The 15802-nt window shown below is 66.1% G+C and carries 12 protein-coding genes; 6 read left to right on the top strand and 6 right to left on the bottom strand.

Going from position 1 to position 15802, the window contains the following annotated elements; translation table 11 throughout:
* Positions 1-114 precede the first annotated feature (114 nt).
* Positions 115-723 (bottom strand): glutathione S-transferase family protein, encoded by a 609-nt coding sequence (locus tag BLS81_RS02030; RefSeq protein WP_093220068.1) that lies wholly within the window; start codon positions 721-723, stop codon positions 115-117.
* A gap of 3 nt (positions 724-726) precedes the next feature.
* A complete protein-coding gene (gene argJ / locus BLS81_RS02025) occupies positions 727-1956 on the bottom strand; it encodes a bifunctional glutamate N-acetyltransferase/amino-acid acetyltransferase ArgJ (protein WP_093220065.1) in 1230 nt (409 codons plus the stop codon).
* A gap of 199 nt (positions 1957-2155) precedes the next feature.
* On the opposite strand from argJ, the gene BLS81_RS02020 reads away from it, so the two are divergent.
* The 4 genes from BLS81_RS02020 (at position 2156) to secA (ending at position 7898) form a co-directional block, all read left to right on the top strand.
* The gene (locus BLS81_RS02020) at positions 2156-4072 is read left to right on the top strand and encodes a glycosyltransferase (protein WP_093220063.1); all 1917 of its coding nucleotides are present in this window, start codon (positions 2156-2158) and stop codon (positions 4070-4072) included.
* A 55-nt stretch (positions 4073-4127) separates the two neighbouring features.
* On the top strand, positions 4128-4736 hold the full coding sequence (locus BLS81_RS02015; RefSeq protein WP_176786979.1) for an energy transducer TonB: 609 nt from the start codon (positions 4128-4130) through the stop codon (positions 4734-4736).
* A 53-nt stretch (positions 4737-4789) separates the two neighbouring features.
* The gene (locus BLS81_RS02010) at positions 4790-5053 is read left to right on the top strand and encodes a hypothetical protein (protein ID WP_093220057.1); all 264 of its coding nucleotides are present in this window, start codon (positions 4790-4792) and stop codon (positions 5051-5053) included.
* Positions 5054-5165: 112 nt separating this feature from the next.
* Complete coding sequence (secA, locus tag BLS81_RS02005; RefSeq protein ID WP_093220055.1) at positions 5166-7898, top strand: preprotein translocase subunit SecA; 2733 nt, start codon at positions 5166-5168, stop codon at positions 7896-7898.
* 96 nt (positions 7899-7994) lie between these two features.
* On the opposite strand, the gene rsmA is transcribed toward secA, so the two are convergent.
* The 4 genes from rsmA to BLS81_RS01985 all read right to left on the bottom strand — a co-directional run bounded on the left by rsmA (position 7995) and on the right by BLS81_RS01985 (position 13520).
* Entirely contained in the window at positions 7995-8819 is an 825-nt protein-coding gene (gene rsmA, locus BLS81_RS02000; RefSeq protein WP_093220052.1) for a 16S rRNA (adenine(1518)-N(6)/adenine(1519)-N(6))-dimethyltransferase RsmA, read from the bottom strand.
* On the bottom strand, positions 8816-9808 hold the full coding sequence (gene pdxA, locus BLS81_RS01995; RefSeq protein ID WP_093220049.1) for a 4-hydroxythreonine-4-phosphate dehydrogenase PdxA: 993 nt from the start codon (positions 9806-9808) through the stop codon (positions 8816-8818). Before pdxA ends, rsmA begins: the two co-directional genes overlap by 4 nt.
* A gap of 16 nt (positions 9809-9824) precedes the next feature.
* Entirely contained in the window at positions 9825-11192 is a 1368-nt protein-coding gene (locus BLS81_RS01990; protein WP_093221708.1) for a peptidylprolyl isomerase, read from the bottom strand.
* Between the two features lie 90 nt (positions 11193-11282).
* Entirely contained in the window at positions 11283-13520 is a 2238-nt protein-coding gene (locus BLS81_RS01985) for an LPS-assembly protein LptD (RefSeq protein WP_093220047.1), read from the bottom strand.
* Between the two features lie 162 nt (positions 13521-13682).
* Here BLS81_RS01985 and BLS81_RS01980 point away from each other — a divergent pair, with 162 nt between their 5' ends.
* Both BLS81_RS01980 and BLS81_RS01975 read left to right on the top strand, forming a co-directional pair.
* Entirely contained in the window at positions 13683-15155 is a 1473-nt protein-coding gene (locus tag BLS81_RS01980) for a leucyl aminopeptidase (protein ID WP_093220044.1), read from the top strand.
* A gap of 98 nt (positions 15156-15253) precedes the next feature.
* The gene (locus BLS81_RS01975) at positions 15254-15694 is read left to right on the top strand and encodes a DNA polymerase III subunit chi (RefSeq protein WP_093220042.1); all 441 of its coding nucleotides are present in this window, start codon (positions 15254-15256) and stop codon (positions 15692-15694) included.
* The last annotated feature ends 108 nt before the right edge of the window (positions 15695-15802 follow it).

Here is a 15802-nt window from a genome sequence, read left to right as displayed (position 1 = left end):
GCTAACAAACAAACCCGTTCGCACTAAGCTTGTCGAAGTGCATGCCCAAAGCACCTCGCCCCGGGCCACGCGCTTCGACACGCTCCGCACGAACGGGGTTTGTCGTGGCTACCCTTATGTCAGCGGGATCATCACCTGACTGGCAAACCCCGGGCGCGTCACAAGCTTCTCATACCAGGCCCGCACATACGGCAACTCCGGCCGCCCGATGTCGAGTGTGAACCAGGTGTGCGCATACACCCCCATCGGAATGTCGCCGATCCCGAACGCCGTGCCGGACAGCCACGGCGTCTCCCCGAGATACCGCTCCAGAACCGCCATCTGCGCCGCGCAGGCCTCGGCCGAGCGCGCGATCACCGTCGCGTCGCGCGACTCGGACGATCGCCGGACGAGATGGACGAACGCGCCCCGCTGCGCATCGGCATAGCCGAATTGCCAGTCCATCCAGCGATCCCCGACCGCCCGCAACGCCGGATCGGCGGGCCATAGCGACGGCGCGTATTTGGCGGCGAGATAGCGCAGAATCGTGTTCGATTCCCACAGCACCACCCCGTCGTCTTCGACCGTCGGGATGAGCGCATTGGGGTTGAGCGCCAGATATTCAGCCGACATGCCGAACGCGCCGCCCACATCATGCCGAACGTACGGCAGCCCGATCTCCTCGGCGAGCCAGGCGACCTTTTTGACATTGTGCGAGTTGAGCCGGCCCCAGAGCGTCAGCACGGGTCAGCTCCGGTAATCGGCGTTGATCGAGATGTAGCCATGCGTCAGGTCGCACGTCCATACCGTCGCACGACCCTCGCCGAGACCGAGGTCGACCCCGATCTCGATCTCGCTGCCTTTGAGATGCGCCGCCACCGGGGCCTCGTCATAGCCCTCAACCGCCAGGCCGCCGGTCGCGACCTGAGTGTCGCCGAAGCGGATCGAGAGCAGGTCGCGCTCGGCCGGTTCGCCGGCCTTGCCCACCGCCATTACCACGCGACCCCAATTGGCGTCCTCGCCCGCGATCGCGGTCTTCACCAGCGGCGAATTGGCGATCGATAGAGCGACACGGTGCGCGCTGCGGTCGCTCTCGGCGCCGGTCACGGCGATCTCGATGAACTTGGTGGCGCCCTCGCCATCGCGCACCACCAGATGCGCGAGCTGCAGGCACAGGTCCGAGAGCGCGGCGCGGAACGCGTCCGCGCCATCATCCTCGGAGGCGGTGAGCGGCGCATTGCCCGCCTGGCCGGTCGCGAACGCCAGCACGGTGTCGCTGGTCGAGGTGTCGCTATCGACGGTGATGCACGAGAAGCTGGTCCGATTCGCCTCGGCGAGCGCCGCCTGAAGGAACCCCGGTTCGACCGCCGCATCGGTGAAGATGAAGCCGAGCATCGTCGCCATGTCCGGCGCGATCATCCCCGATCCCTTGATGATCCCGACCAATGTCACCGTGCGGTTATCGACGATCGCGGTCGTCACCGCGCCCTTGGTGAAGGTGTCGGTGGTGCTGATCGCCGCCGCCGCGTCTTCCCAGGTGCAGGCGGGCGCGGCCAATGCGGCGTCGATCCCGGCCTCGGCCTTGTCGGTCGGCAGCGGCACGCCGATCACCCCGGTCGATGCCACGAAGACGTCGGAGGGCAGACAGCCGAGCCGCCCCGCCGCGCGCGCGGCGATCGCCTCGACCGCCGCGCGGCCGCGATTGCCGGTGAAGGCATTGGCGTTGCCGGCGTTGACGACCAGCGCGCGCGCCGCGCCCAGCGTCAGCGCCTTGCGGCACCATTCGACCTCGGGCGAGGGGCAGCGGCTCTGCGTCGTCACCCCCGCCACGACCGTGCCGGGGTCGAGCGCGACGAAGGTCAGGTCGCAGCGGTCCCAGCTCTTATAGCCCGCGCGCGCCACGTGCGCGGTGACACCGGCGACGTCGGGGAGGGCGGGGAATGCGGCGGGCGCGAGCGGCGAGCGGGCATAAGTCATGCCTCCGCCCTTAGATCGCGCGCCGGCCAAGGCAAGACCCCGCACGCGACGGATCGTTTGGCGAAGCCGACCAAAGACGTTTCCATATCGTTCCAATGGAACTACTACATGGGATCAATCGTATCGGACGTGAACGGGGGTTCTGACAAGGCATAGACCGCAGACCCGCATCTGATGCCAATCGGAGCACAGCCTGCCAATGTCGATCACACGCGAGATTCTTGATCCCGGCCTCGTCTTTCTTGCGGCGATGAGCGTGAGTACGGTGATCCTGATGGTCATGACCATCCATCGCCCCTTCGTCGTCAAGATCGATCTCCAGCGTGAACCCGCCGAACTCGCCTTGTCGATGGTGGCATGCGGCGTGGTCGCCAGCCTCGCCACCGGCGTGATCGCGGGATCGGTGCTCGTTACCGGGGTCGCGACGCTCGTTACGCTCGGGCTGCGCTTCGGGCTGCCGCGTCTGACGATGGCGGGCGCGCAACAGCTAGCGATGCTGCCGCTCGGCTGGATCGTCGGCACCGCCTGGACGCTGCGGCTGCTCGCCGAAGGCCATATGCCGACGTGGATGATGGTGCTCGCGGTGATCGCCAGCGTGTTCTCGGCGGTGTGGCTGCTCGTCTCGTTCGCGGTCGCGCTGTCGCGGCAGGCGTTGATGACGCATCGCGAATGGCAGCGCCCGGTCGAACCGGCCGATCCGCTCCACCCGCGCCGCGCGCCGAAGGTGTCGATCCATCTGCCCTGCTATGCCGAGCCGCCCGAGGTGGTGATCGCGACGATCGATGCGCTCGCCGCGCTCGACTATCCCGATTACGAGATCCTCGTCATCGACAACAACACCAAGGATCCGGCGCTGTGGATGCCGGTGCAGGAATATTGCGCCAAGCTCAACGCCGGGCGCAGCGACAACCGCTTCCAGTTCTTCCACGTCGCGCCGCTCGACGGCGCCAAGGCGGGCGCGCTCAACTATCTAATGAAGGGCGGCTTCGTGTCGCCCGACGCCGAGCTGATCGCGGTGATCGACGCGGATTATTTCTCGACCCCCGATTTCCTGTCGCGCCTCGCTGCCTTTTTCGAGAACCCAAAGATCGGTTATGTCCAGACCCCGCATGATTATCGCGAGCATGAGGACAGCGCCTATCTGACCGCCTGTTATTGGGAGTATATGCCCAACAACAAGATCGAGATGGCCGGGCTCAGCGAGTATAATTCGGCGATCACGATCGGGACGATGTGCATCATCCGCAAGCAGGCGCTGATCGATGCCGGGCTGTGGGCGGAATGGTGCCTCACCGAGGATTCGGAAGTGTCGGTGCGAATTCGCGCGCTCGGCTATGACGGCATCTACTTGCGCGAAACCTTCGGGCGCGGGCTGATCCCGGAGACGTTCGAGGATTACAAGAAGCAGCGTTTCCGCTGGATCGCGGGGCCGGTGCAGCAACTCGTGCGCCATTGGCGACTGTATCTGCCGATCCGTTGGGGTGGTTCGCCACAGATCAACTGGTGGTCGAAGCTGCTCGAACTTCAGCGCGGAGTCGAGCCGCTGCTCGGCGTGTTCGGCACGGTGTTCGGTTTCGGCAGCGCTATCGTCAGCGTCACGCTGATCGCGCTCGGCGAGGTGCCGACCCTCAACCTGCCGACGCCATTCTGGGTCGCCGCCTGGCTGGCGCTGGTCGGTACGCTGGCGAGCACCTGGTTCCGCTACCGGCTGAGCGATTGCCACAGCATCCGCGACATGGTGCTGGGCGAGATCGCCCGCAACTCGCTCACCTGGATCCAGATGCTCGGCGGTATCGCCGGCCTGTCGCCGCGCCCGCTCGGCTGGCGGCGCACGCCCAAGTTCCAGGGCAAGGCCGCCGGCTTGCGCGCGCTGAAGGAGACGTTGCCCGAGACGCTGATCGGCCTCGCGCACATCGTCCTGATCGTTGCCGCGCTGGCACTGCGCAAGAGTGACACCGACGATGTCGGCCTGCTGGTGGCGATGGCTGCCGCCGCCTCCGGTATCCGCTTCCTGTGCGCGCCGGTGATGGCATGGCTGAGCGAAAAGCGGCTGGCGAGCTTGACAGCCGATCAGCCGGGCGAGCAGGATAGCGCGGCGTCGCTCCGCGCGGCCTGACGGGGGCGTTCAGGTTTGATCCGCGCATCGGCGCTTCGCGAAAATGGGGCGGGCTATGCGCGGTTGGTTGATGGCGGGGCTGGGGCTTATGGTTTCGTCGGGCGCGGCGCACGCGCAGGCTGCGCGTCATGAGATGCCCGCAATTATTCTGGGCAATCCCGCCGAGTGGTTTGGCCCGGACCAATATCCATTGGACGCTCTGCGCAGCCTGCGGCAGGGTCGCGTCGTGGCGGCGATCAGCGTCGATCTGACCGGCCAGGCAACTGGATGTACGATCGATGTCTCGAGCGGGACGACCAGTCTGGACAAAGCGACGTGTGATATCGCGCTCGCACATGCGGCGTTCAACCCGGCGACGGATCGCCGCGGCAAGCCGGTCACGTCGATCTATAAGCTGCCGGTGAAATGGATTCTGCCCGACGATATACCGCCTCTCGATGCCAAGACCGCGCCCTTGCAGAGTACCGTCGAGGTTCAAATCGTCGCGGATGAGGAGGGTATGGGCGTCTCGTGCCGCACCATCGCAAAGACTGGCGTTGCGCCCGATCCCTGCTTGACCTTCAAACCTGGGGTACGAGTGGGTCGCGGCTACGTTCGTGATGGCCGCAAGGTTGGTTCGACCGCAGTTTACAAACAGTCCAGCACCATCACCATCGATCCATAAACACGCACTCGGCTGGACGCATGCGACGAAGCGCATTACAGCCGCGTTCGACTATGGAGTTCGTGCTTTTCCTCTGTGCCGCGCTGTCGGCGCTGACGGGTGCCATCACCGGCACGCGTGCGCCCGCGATCGAGGTTCAGATCGAGCATGTCTCCGTGCGCGCTGGCGTCATCGCGTCCGTCGCCGCACGTCCGGTCGCGGCGATCGTGCAGGCGCAGCGCGTGCCGGCGATCGGCGCGGTGCTGGCCGGCATCGTCACGCGCGCGTTCGCGCTGAGCGCGCCCGTGCCGCTTTTCGCCGGGCGCCGCCGCGAATAGCGATACCGAACGCCCGCTCGCATCGCACGCGGCGCGTCACCATATTCTCCCAACAGTACCGCCGCCGGGCCGAGGTCCGTGCGCGATCCCCTTGAACATACAGGACATCCTCATGCTCGGCGGCCTTGCCAAAACCCTGTTCGGCTCCTCGAACGAACGCTACGTCAAATCGCTCGGTTCGATCGTCAACAAGATCAACGGCTTCGAGCCGACGATCTCGGCCATGTCGGACGATCAACTCGCCGCGCAGACCGTTGCGTTCCGCGAGCGACTGGGCAATGGCGAGAGCCTCGACAGCATTCTGCCCGAAGCGTTCGCGACGGTGCGTGAGGCGGCCAAGCGCACGCTCGGCCAGCGCCATTACGATGTGCAGATGATAGGCGGCATCGTGCTTCACCGTGGCGAAATCGCCGAGATGCGGACCGGCGAGGGCAAGACGCTGGTGGCGACGCTCGCGACCTATCTCAACGCGCTGCCGGGCACCGGCGTCCATGTCATCACCGTCAACGACTATCTCGCCGCGCGCGACGCCGGCTGGATGTCGCAGGTGTACAGCTTCCTCGGATTGACGACGGGCGTGATCGTCCCCAACCTGAGCGATCAGCAGCGCCGCGATGCGTACGCGTCGGACATCACCTACGGCACCAACAACGAATTCGGCTTCGATTATCTGCGCGACAACATGAAATACGATCGCGGCTCGATGGTGCAGCGGCCGTTCAACATGGCGATCGTCGATGAGGTCGATTCGGTGCTGATCGACGAGGCGCGTACCCCGCTCATCATCTCCGGCCCGACCGACGACAAGACCGATCTGTACCGCAGCGTCGATCTCGTCGTGAAGCAGCTCACGGCTGAGGATTACGAGAAGGACGAGAAGCAGAAGACGATCATCCTCACCGAAGACGGCACCGAGAAGGTCGAGCGGATGCTCGAGGCGGCCGGGCTGCTCGAAGGCGCCAACCTCTACGATTTCGAGAACACGCAGGTCGTCCACCACGTCAACCAGTCGCTGCGCGCGAACATGATGTTCAAGGCCGACACCGATTATATCGTCAAGGACGGCAAGGTCGTCATCATCGACGAGTTCACCGGGCGCATGATGGACGGCCGGCGCTGGTCGGATGGGCTGCATCAGGCGGTCGAGGCCAAGGAGGGTGTCGATATCGAGCCCGAGAACCAGACGATGGCCTCGATCACTTTCCAGAACTATTTCCGCATGTACCCCAAGCTCGCGGGCATGACCGGCACGGCGGCAACCGAGGCGGCCGAATTCTACGACATTTACAAGATGAACGTGGTGACGATTCCGACCAACGTGCCCGTCAAGCGCGTCGATGAGGAAGACGAATTCTACAAGGACACGCAAGACAAGTTCCAGGCGATCGCCAAGAAGATCCGCGTCCACGCCGAAAAAGGCCAGCCCGTGCTGGTCGGCACCGTCTCGATCGAGAAGTCCGAATTGCTGAGCGAATTTCTCGTGCAGGAGCAGGTGCCGCACAAGGTGCTCAACGCGCGCTTCCACGAGATGGAGGCGCATATCGTGGCGCAGGCCGGTCGTCGTGGCGCGGTGACGATCGCCACCAACATGGCGGGTCGCGGCACCGACATTCAGCTCGGCGGCAACCTCGAATTCCGCATGATGGACGAGCATCCCGATCTCGTCGAAGGCACGCCCGAATATGAGGCGCAGGCGGCGCGCATCAAGCAGGAGATCGCCGCCGAGAAGCAGGCGGTGCTCGATGCCGGCGGTCTGTTCGTGCTCGGCACCGAGCGCCATGAGAGCCGCCGTATCGACAACCAGCTTCGCGGCCGCTCGGGCCGTCAGGGTGATCCCGGCCTGTCGCGCTTCTATCTCAGTCTCGACGACGATCTGCTGCGTATCTTCGGGCCGGACACTTTGTTCGCGCGCATGATGCGCTCCAACATCGGCGATGGTGAGGCGATCGGCTCCAAGTGGCTGTCGAAGGCGATCGAGACCGCGCAGAAGAAGGTGGAGGCGCGCAACTACGACATCCGCAAGCAGGTCGTCGAATATGACGACGTGATGAACGACCAGCGTAAGGTGATCTACGAGCAGCGCTCGGACATCATGGATGCCGAGACCGTCGGCGACGTCGTCGAGGACATGCGCAACGAGACGGTCAACGCGATCGTCGGCGAGGCGTGCCCGCCCGGCACCTATCCCGAACAATGGGATATCGCCGGCATGAAGGAGAAGCTCCAGTCGCAGCTCAACATCGCGCCGCCCGTCGATGAGTGGCTCGCGGAGGAAGCGATCGATCCCGAGATCGTCGAGGAGCGGGTCCGTGCCGCCGCCGACGCGCATGTCGCCGCCAAGGCCGAAGCGCTCGCGCCCGAGACTTGGGTGCAGATCGAGAAGTCGATCCTGCTCCAGAACCTCGACCATCACTGGAAGGAGCATCTCGCCACGGTCGAGGCGCTGCGCCAGGTCGTCCACCTTCGTGCCTATGCGCAGAAGACGCCGATCAACGAATATAAGCAGGAGGCTTTCCAGCTCTTCCAGCGCATGCTCGACATGATTCGCGAGGAAGTGACCCGCACGATCGCTTATGCCGAGTTCCAGTTCCAGGCGCCGCCCGAACTGCCCGAACTGCCCGATTTCATCACGACGCACTTCGATCCGTTCACGGGCGAGGACGACACCTATGATTTCGACGGCGCGGGCATGGTGACGAGCGCGATCCCGACCTTGTCGATCCCGCGTCCGGACGGGCATGAGATTGGCCAGGACCCGGCGCAGTGGGCCGGCAACGTCAGCCGCAACGCGCCGTGCCCGTGCGGTTCGGGGCTGAAGTACAAGCACTGCCACGGCGCGGTATAAGGGCTTGACGTCGCCCCGGCGGCAGGCCGGGGCCGTCGTGTATCTTCGAAACGCTTACACAAAATGGAGCGGCCCCGGCCAGCGCCGGGGCGACGGTTAGCGGGCTGCCCGCGCCAGCGCGATGAACTCGGCGACCGATACCGTCTCCGCGCGCCGGGCGGGATCGATGCCGATCGCCTCCAGCGCCGCCAGCGCGCCGGGGACGGGCTTGAGGCTCTGACGTAGCATCTTGCGGCGCTGGCCGAACGCCGCCCCCGTCAGCCGTTCGAGCACGCCGAGATCGACGCCGGCGGGCGCGTCGGCGGGCACGATATGCACCACCGCCGACATCACCTTCGGCGGAGGCGTGAATGCGGAGCGATGCACCGGCATGGCGAGCTTCGCGGTGCTGCGCCATTGGGAGAGGATCGCGAGCCGCCCATAAGCATCGTCGCCCACGCCCGCGACGATCCGGTCGGCGACCTCGCGCTGGAACATCAAGGTCAGGCTGCGCCACCACGGCCGCCACTCGGCGCTCAGCCAGCCGACCAACAGAGCGGTGCCGATATTATACGGCAGGTTGGAGGCGATATGCGGCTTGCCCTCGAACAGGGCCGGCGCGTCGATCTCCAGCGCGTCGCCTTCGATCACGCGCAGCCGCCCCGGAAACGCCTCGCCGAGTTCGGCCAGCGCGGGGATGCAGCGATGGTCGCGTTCGATCGCGGTGACCCGCGCGCCCGCACCGAGCAGAGCTCGCGTCAGTCCGCCAGGGCCGGGGCCGATCTCCAGAACCTCGGCGTCGGTGAGATCTCCGGGTACGCGCGCGATCCGCGCCAGCAACTGCGCGTCGAGCAGGAAATTCTGCCCCAGCGCCTTGCTCGCGGCGAGTCCGTGGCGCGCGATCACCTCGCGCAGCGGCGGCAGGTCGTGGAGCGGCTTCACGCCCGTGCAGCGCGCCGCGTCGCCGCTTCGCCCGCCATCGCGAGCGCCGCGATCATCGCGCCTGGCTCAGCAACGTCCTTGCCGGCGATGCCGAAGGCGGTGCCGTGATCGGGTGAGGTCCGCACGATCGGCAGGCCGAGCGTGATGTTTACCCCGTCGTCGAAATACAGCGTCTTGATCGGTATAAGCGCCTGATCGTGGTAGCAGCACAGCGCGGCGTCATAGCCGTCGCGTGCGCGATCATGAAACATCGTGTCGGCGGCGAACGGTCCGCTCGCATTGATGCCTTCGCCGCGGAGCAGCTCTATCGCAGGCACGATCAAATCGATCTCCTCGCGACCGATCTTGCCGCTCTCGCCGGCGTGCGGGTTGAAGCCGGCGAAGGCGAGGCGGGGGTTCAGGATGCCGAAGTTGCGCGCCAGCCCGCGCGCGGTCGCGCGGCCCTTGGCAGCGATCAACTCGATCGACAGCAATCCGGCCACGCTCGCCAATGGCACATGCGTGGTGATCGGCACGACGCGCAGGCCGGGGCCAGCGAGCATCATCACCGCATTCTCGCCGGCGATGCCGCAGCGTTCCGCGACGAACTCTGTCTGGCCGGGGTGGCTGAACCCGATCTGATAGAGCTGCGCCTTGGAAACCGGCCCGGTGACGAGCGCACCTGCCGCCCCCGACTGGACCAGCCCCACCGACATTTCCAACGCCCTCAGCGCGCAGCGTGCGCCCTCCACATCCGGGCTACCCGGCGTGATCTCACCGCCGTCGGCGACGCCGAGCACGGGCAGGCCCGCATCGAATGCGCCAGCCGCCTCGGCGGGATCACGAATGACGCTGACCGGCCCTTGCCAGATCTTCGCCACCGCGCGCGCGTCGCCGACCGCGAAGAACGGCGGCAGTCCGCGTGTCGCCCGTCGCTCCCAGGCTTTTGCGATGATCTCCGGGCCGATCCCGGCCGGGTCGCCCATCGAGACGGCGAGCGGCTGGATCATCCTCTGTTCCTCCCGATCAGCGATATTCGATGACGGCGTCGCGCCGCAGATCGCGTAGCATCTGCTGCGCGCGCCGGTTGACGCGCTGCTGTTCCATCTGATTGCGGATCTGGTCGATGCCGGGCAGGCTGCTGTCCTTGGGGTCGTCACGGCCGCACAGCACCAGCGCGCGCACGCCATCCTTCTGCGATCCGAACGGCGGGGTCGACTCGCCGACCTGCAGCTTGAGCAGGATCTCCTGCAATTGCGGCGGCAGATCGCGGATCTTGACCGCGTCGTTATCGACCACGTCTGCGCCCATCGTCGATGCGACCGTGGCGACGCCGCCGCACCCGTGGATGCCCTGAATCTCCTTCGCGAACAGCGCGACGCGGGCGTTGGCATCCGCCTGCGTCAGATTGGGCGCGAACTTCACGCTGATCTGCTTGAGCGACAATTTGGCGTCGCGCGGATCGGCTTCGAGCACCTTGCGCTTGTCGACCAGATACAGGATCGAGAAGCCGCCCGGCACCTCGATCGGGCCGGCGATCTGGCCGACGCTCATCTCCCGTGCCGCTTCCGCAAGGCTCTGCGGCAGCGCGCCGAGCTGGCTCGCGCTCACCCAGTCGAGATCACCGCCGGTGCTGCGCGTCGTCGCCTCGGAATATTGCGCATAATATTCGAACGGCTTGGTGCCCTTCTGGATCTCGGCGATCATCTGCTTTTCCTGATCGAACACCTGCTGCGCGCGATCCGGACCGGCCGAGAGATAGATCTCCTTGAGGTGATATTCCTCGCTGCCTTTGGACTTGGTCATCCGGTCCATGATGATCTTGATTTCTTCGTCGCCGACGTTGACCTGCGGCTCGACCTTACGGCGCAGGTAGCGGCTCCACGCCAGTTCCGCCTCGATCTGGCGCTTGAGCGAGCGATCCGACGATCCCGACTGGCGCAGATAGGCGCGGAAGTCGGCGGGCGACTTGCCGAAATTGCCGGCGACCCGGTTGAACGCCTGGTTGATCTCCTCCTGGGTGATCGACACGTCGTTGGCCTTGGCGTCCTGGATCTGGAGCGTCTCGTCGATCAGCGAGCGCAGCACCTGTAGCTTCAGGCGCTCCTTGTCCTCCGCGCTGAGATTGAGCTGGTTCGCGGCCATGATGAGCCCGACGCGCTGATCGACATCGGTACCGGTGATGACGCTGTCGTTGACGATCGCCGTGGCCTTGCGGACGTTCGGATCGACCTTGCCGAAGATCTGGAGGTTGTTGGGAATGTCGAGCGAGGTCTGCGGCGTGCTGTCGTCGCCCACGGTCTGCGCGATCGAGGATGCCGTCATCGCCACCGCCGCGAGGCCGGTGCCGGCAAGAGCCATGATGCGGCCGAACCGGGCCACCTTGATCGACATCATCTTCACGTGGTCAAAAATCCCATCCCGCGCGTGCCCGCGCAAACCCCGAACGTACCCCGAAATGCCGGTACGCACCTGAACCACCGCTTAGCGGCCAAGATTCTTGAACGCCAGCGTCAAGAGGTAGCTGTTGCCGCGCTGCGCGTCGCCGGTGTTCTGGTAATCGCGCTTCCACGTCAGCCCCAAACGAAGGCAATCGTCCTCATATTGGAAGCCGAGCCGGTGTCGCACCGGGCTGAAGCCGTCGGCCAGCGAAAGCGGGTCTTCCCTGCGATCCGTAAGGTCGATCACGGTCGATCCGAACACCGACCAGAAGCGCCGGATCTGTACGCGCCCGCCGATGCGCGCTTCCTCGCGGTCCTGAAGATCCTCGAGGATCGGCGTGATGTCGCGGTTGAGGCGGAGATAGCCGAGCAGCAGATAGGTGCTGCGCGAGCCGATCGTCGCATCGACTTCGTTGCGGCGTACGGTCAGATTGTTCTTGTCGAGCCGATAGCGGTGGGTCAGCGACACGAAATCGTGGAAGCGGATTTCGGTGCGCCCGACGATGTCGGAGAAGCGGTCGGTGAGGCCGGTGCCGTTCAGGAACAGGCTCGGGCGGCTATCGAGCCGGTAGCTCTGGCCGATATTGGCGTTGATCGCGATTCCGGGCAGATCGACCGCCCAGTCCGCCCCATAAGTGACCCGGCTCGAATCCTCGAACCGGTCGTAGCCGGGGAAGCGGTTGAGCGCGAACAGGTTGGAATCTTCGAGATCGATCGCGCGGGCATCCTCGTTGGGGATGTTGATGTTGGCGATGTGCGGCGAGGCGACGATCTGCACGCGCGGGGTGAACCGCTGCGTCCCGCTCAGGAAGCTGCCGATGAACGGCCATTTCACGTCGACCGCCAGCGCGCCGATCGCACGCGTCTGCCAGCCTTCGAGCCCGCGATAGCTGGCGACGCCGGTCGCGCCGACGTCGCTCGCATGATATACGTCGCCACGGCCGAACGCGGTGAACGTCACCTCCTGGCCCCATGGCGTCAGCCGGCGCAAATCCCATTTGAAACTGGCGAAGGCGCGCTGCGTGTCCTGCCCCGCGGTGCGGGAGATGGCGAGGCTGTTCGCCTGCAACTGCACCTTGCCGCCAAGGATGCCGTCGTCGAAACGGTAGCGCCAGTCGATCTCGGGAAGCGCGATCGGCTGCAGGCTCTGCTTGTCGTTGACGCGGAGCGTCTGCACGTACCAGCCGTTGACCGCGAAATAGGCGTTCTGGCTGATCCGTTCCAGGCTGACGTTCGAGCGGAGCCGCGCATCGCGCGAGATGTCGTAGCGCCGCAGGAAGGTCTTGTCGCTCGCATAGCGCAGCGATCCGCTGAGGCTCCAGTTCGGGCTGAGCTGAAAACGCGCGACGCCATCGACATAGCCCCGCAGCGCGTTCTCGGTCGGAACCGGCGTCGCCGACTGGAGATCGTCGCTGCGGCGACTGACCGTCACATAGCCGCCGATCCGATACGCGCCGAGATCGGTCAGCGCGCTGAAATCGGTGTGCAGCATCGGTGCCGTCGCGGTGAACAGCATCGGCGTGACGATCAGGCTGCGATTGGGGCCGAGCGCGACGTTGTACGGCTGGGCGAATTCGAAGCCGTTGACCCGATCGTAGCGGAAATCGGGGCCGAGCAGACCGCTCTGGTTGCCGCCGCCGACGGGATTGGAGAACGCCGGCAGCGGCAGCGTCGGCAAACCGAACACGTTGATCCGCGCGCCCTTATAATAGATGCGCTGCTTGTCGGGCCGGTAGGTGACGCGCACCGCCGTGATCTTCCACGATGGTTCCTTGGGGCAACCGCTCGCGGTCGCCACCGCGCAAGGCGTATAGGCGGCGTCTTCCATCGTCACGGTCTCATCGAGCGCGCGCGTGCCCTTGCGCGCGGCGAGCCGGCCGCCATGTTCGAGCACGATCAGCATATTGTCGATCATGCCGTCCTTGAGCGAATCGGTCAGTTCGATCGAATCGCCGTAAGCGGTGTCGCCGCCGGGGTTGGTGACGACGATGCTGCCGCTTGCCATCACCTTGCCGGTCTTGCGGTTCCACACCACCTTGTCGGCCCGCAGCCGGTCGCCCGTGCGGTACATGCGGACATCCCCGGTCGCGGTGACGATCTCGCCGTTCACGTCGTAATCGAGCGAATCGGCGCTGAACTGCACCTGATCGTCGCTGACCGTCGGAGCCGGGGAGGGCGGCGGCAGCGCGACATCGGGAGTCTGGAGATCCTGCGCGCGCGCCGCGCCGACCGAACAGGCGAACGGCAGCACGCAGGAGGCTAGGAACAAGGAACGCTTCACGTCGGCACTGCACCCCGGTGTCCGCGCGAAAGGCGGTGGCTGAATGCCGCCCTATCGCACCGGTGAAGCAATGCTGCAACGGCGCTGCTTTGCCAGCATCGCGCCGCTGGCCTAGATACAGCCGACTCACCGCATTTGAACGAACCCGAGGGCCTTATCGCCATGAAGATCGAATTTTCCGCCGCCGCGCCCGATGCGGCAATGCCGCTCGCCCTCACGGTCGAGAAGGACGCGCTCGGGCGCCTCGCGTCGCCTGCGCTTGATGCGGCGGGGATCGCGCTGGCGCAATCGGCCGCGCGCGCCAGCCGGTTCGAGGGCGAGGCGGGTTCGGTGGTCGAGCTGTTCGTCGCCGCCGGCGGCGAGGCGCGGCGCGTGCTCCTGCTCGGCGTGGGCACGGGCGGCGAAGCCGATTACGAACGCGCCGGCGGGGCGCTGACCGGCAAGCTGCTGACCTCGGGCGCGACACAGGTCGCGGTCGATCTCGGCGGCTCCGCGCCGACCCCCGTCGCGGCGGCGCGGTTCGCGGCGGCGGCGGCTCAGCGCGGGTGGCGGTTCGACGTGTATCGCACCAAGCTCAGCGACAAAGCCAAGCCGACGCTCACCACGATCACCGTGCACAACGCGCCGGCGGGTACCGCTGAGATCTGGGCGCGGCAGGACGCGGTGACGCAGGGGCTGGAACTGACCCGCACCTTGGTCGCCGAGCCCGCCAACGTCATCTACCCGGAGAGCTTCGTCGAACGCGTGCTCGCCTCGGTTGAGGGGCTCGGCCTCGATGTCACCGTACTGGGTGAGGCGGAGATGGCCGAACTCGGCATGGGCGCGCTGCTCGGCGTCAGCCAGGGGTCCGCGCGCGAGGCGAAGCTGCTGGCGTTGAAGTGGAACGGGGCAGGCGACGGCGATCCCGCGCTCGCGCTGGTCGGCAAGGGCGTGACGTTCGACACGGGCGGCATTTCGATCAAACCCGGCGCCGGCATGGAAGACATGAAGTGGGACATGGGCGGCGCGGGCGCGGTGGTCGGCGCGATGAAGGCGCTCGCGGTGCGCAAGGCCAAAGCGAACGTGATCGGCGTGTGCGGCCTCGTCGAGAACATGCCCGACGCGCTGGCGCAGCGCCCCGGCGACGTCGTGACCTCGATGTCAGGGCAGACGATCGAGGTCATCAACACCGACGCCGAGGGGCGTTTGGTGCTGTGCGACGTGCTGACCTGGGTGCAGCGTACGCACCGGCCCAAGACGATCGTCGACCTCGCCACGCTGACCGGGGCGATCATCATCAGCCTCGGCAACGAACATGCCGGCTGCTTCGCCAACGACGATGCGCTGGCCGATCAGTTGCTCGCGGCGGGCAAGGCTTCGGGCGACCTGTTGTGGCGTTTCCCGCTGGCGGATGCGTACAACAAGCTGATCGATTCGCCGATCGCCGACATGAAGAACGTCGGACCGCGCGGTGCGGGGTCGATCACCGCCGCGCAGTTCCTCCAGCGCTATATCGACGCTGGCGTGCGCTGGTCGCATCTCGATATCGCGGGCATGGTATGGGCCGACAAGGCCGGTGCGACCTTCGACAAGGGCGCGACCGGGTTCGGCGTGCGGCTGCTCGACCGGTTCGTGGCAGATAACTTCGAAGCGTGATCCGTCGCCCCGGCGCGGGCCGGGGCCGTTCAGTTTGGCGCAGCCGGTTTGCGTAATCACGTAGCGGCCCCGGTCTGCGCCGGGGCGACGGAGCCGATGTGAAGGTCGATTTCTACCATCTCACCGTCACCCCGCTCGACCGCGCGCTTCCGCAGATCGCGGAGAAGGTGCTGGCGAGCGGCGGCCGGCTGTTGATCGTCTCGGGGAGCGAGGCGCAGCGCGGCACGCTCGACCGGCTGTTGTGGACCTACGCGCCCGAGAGCTTCCTGCCGCATGCACAGGCCGGCGCGGGCGACGATGCCGCGCAGCCGGTGCTGATCGCCGCAACGCCAGACCCCGCCAACGCCGCGCGCAACATAGCGCTGGTCGATGGCGTATGGCGCGACGCCGCGCTCGGGTTCGACCGCGCCTTTCACTTCTTCGACGAGGACCGCATCGTCGAGGCGCGGGCCGCCTGGCGCGCGCTCGGCGACCATGCCGAAGTCGAGCGGCGTTACTGGAAGCAAAGCGACTCCGGCCGCTGGGAACAGGCCGCCTGAGGCTGGCCCGGCCCGAACCGATCTTGTGGCGGATAGCCGCACTTGCATCGCTTTCCCCGCCCGACTAGGGAGCCGCGACTTCCCGCTTTTCAAACACAGGAGCTTCAC

The organism is Sphingomonas sp. NFR15 (assembly GCF_900103265.1).
Classification (GTDB): Bacteria; Pseudomonadota; Alphaproteobacteria; order Sphingomonadales; family Sphingomonadaceae; genus Sphingomonas; species Sphingomonas pollutisoli.
Note: the sequence above shows the minus strand (reverse complement) of the source record. Positions and strands in the feature narration are given on the sequence as shown.

Coding starts and splice junctions, on each gene's coding strand:
- argJ (WP_093220065.1), bottom strand. CDS start 1,956: ATGACTTATGCCCGCTCGCCGCTCGCGCCCGCCGCATTCCCCGCCCTC.
- BLS81_RS02020 (WP_093220063.1), top strand. CDS start 2,156: ATGTCGATCACACGCGAGATTCTTGATCCCGGCCTCGTCTTTCTTGCG.
- BLS81_RS02015 (WP_176786979.1), top strand. CDS start 4,128: ATGCGCGGTTGGTTGATGGCGGGGCTGGGGCTTATGGTTTCGTCGGGC.
- BLS81_RS02010 (WP_093220057.1), top strand. CDS start 4,790: ATGGAGTTCGTGCTTTTCCTCTGTGCCGCGCTGTCGGCGCTGACGGGT.
- secA (WP_093220055.1), top strand. CDS start 5,166: ATGCTCGGCGGCCTTGCCAAAACCCTGTTCGGCTCCTCGAACGAACGC.
- pdxA (WP_093220049.1), bottom strand. CDS start 9,808: ATGATCCAGCCGCTCGCCGTCTCGATGGGCGACCCGGCCGGGATCGGC.
- BLS81_RS01990 (WP_093221708.1), bottom strand. CDS start 11,192: ATGTCGATCAAGGTGGCCCGGTTCGGCCGCATCATGGCTCTTGCCGGC.
- BLS81_RS01980 (WP_093220044.1), top strand. CDS start 13,683: ATGAAGATCGAATTTTCCGCCGCCGCGCCCGATGCGGCAATGCCGCTC.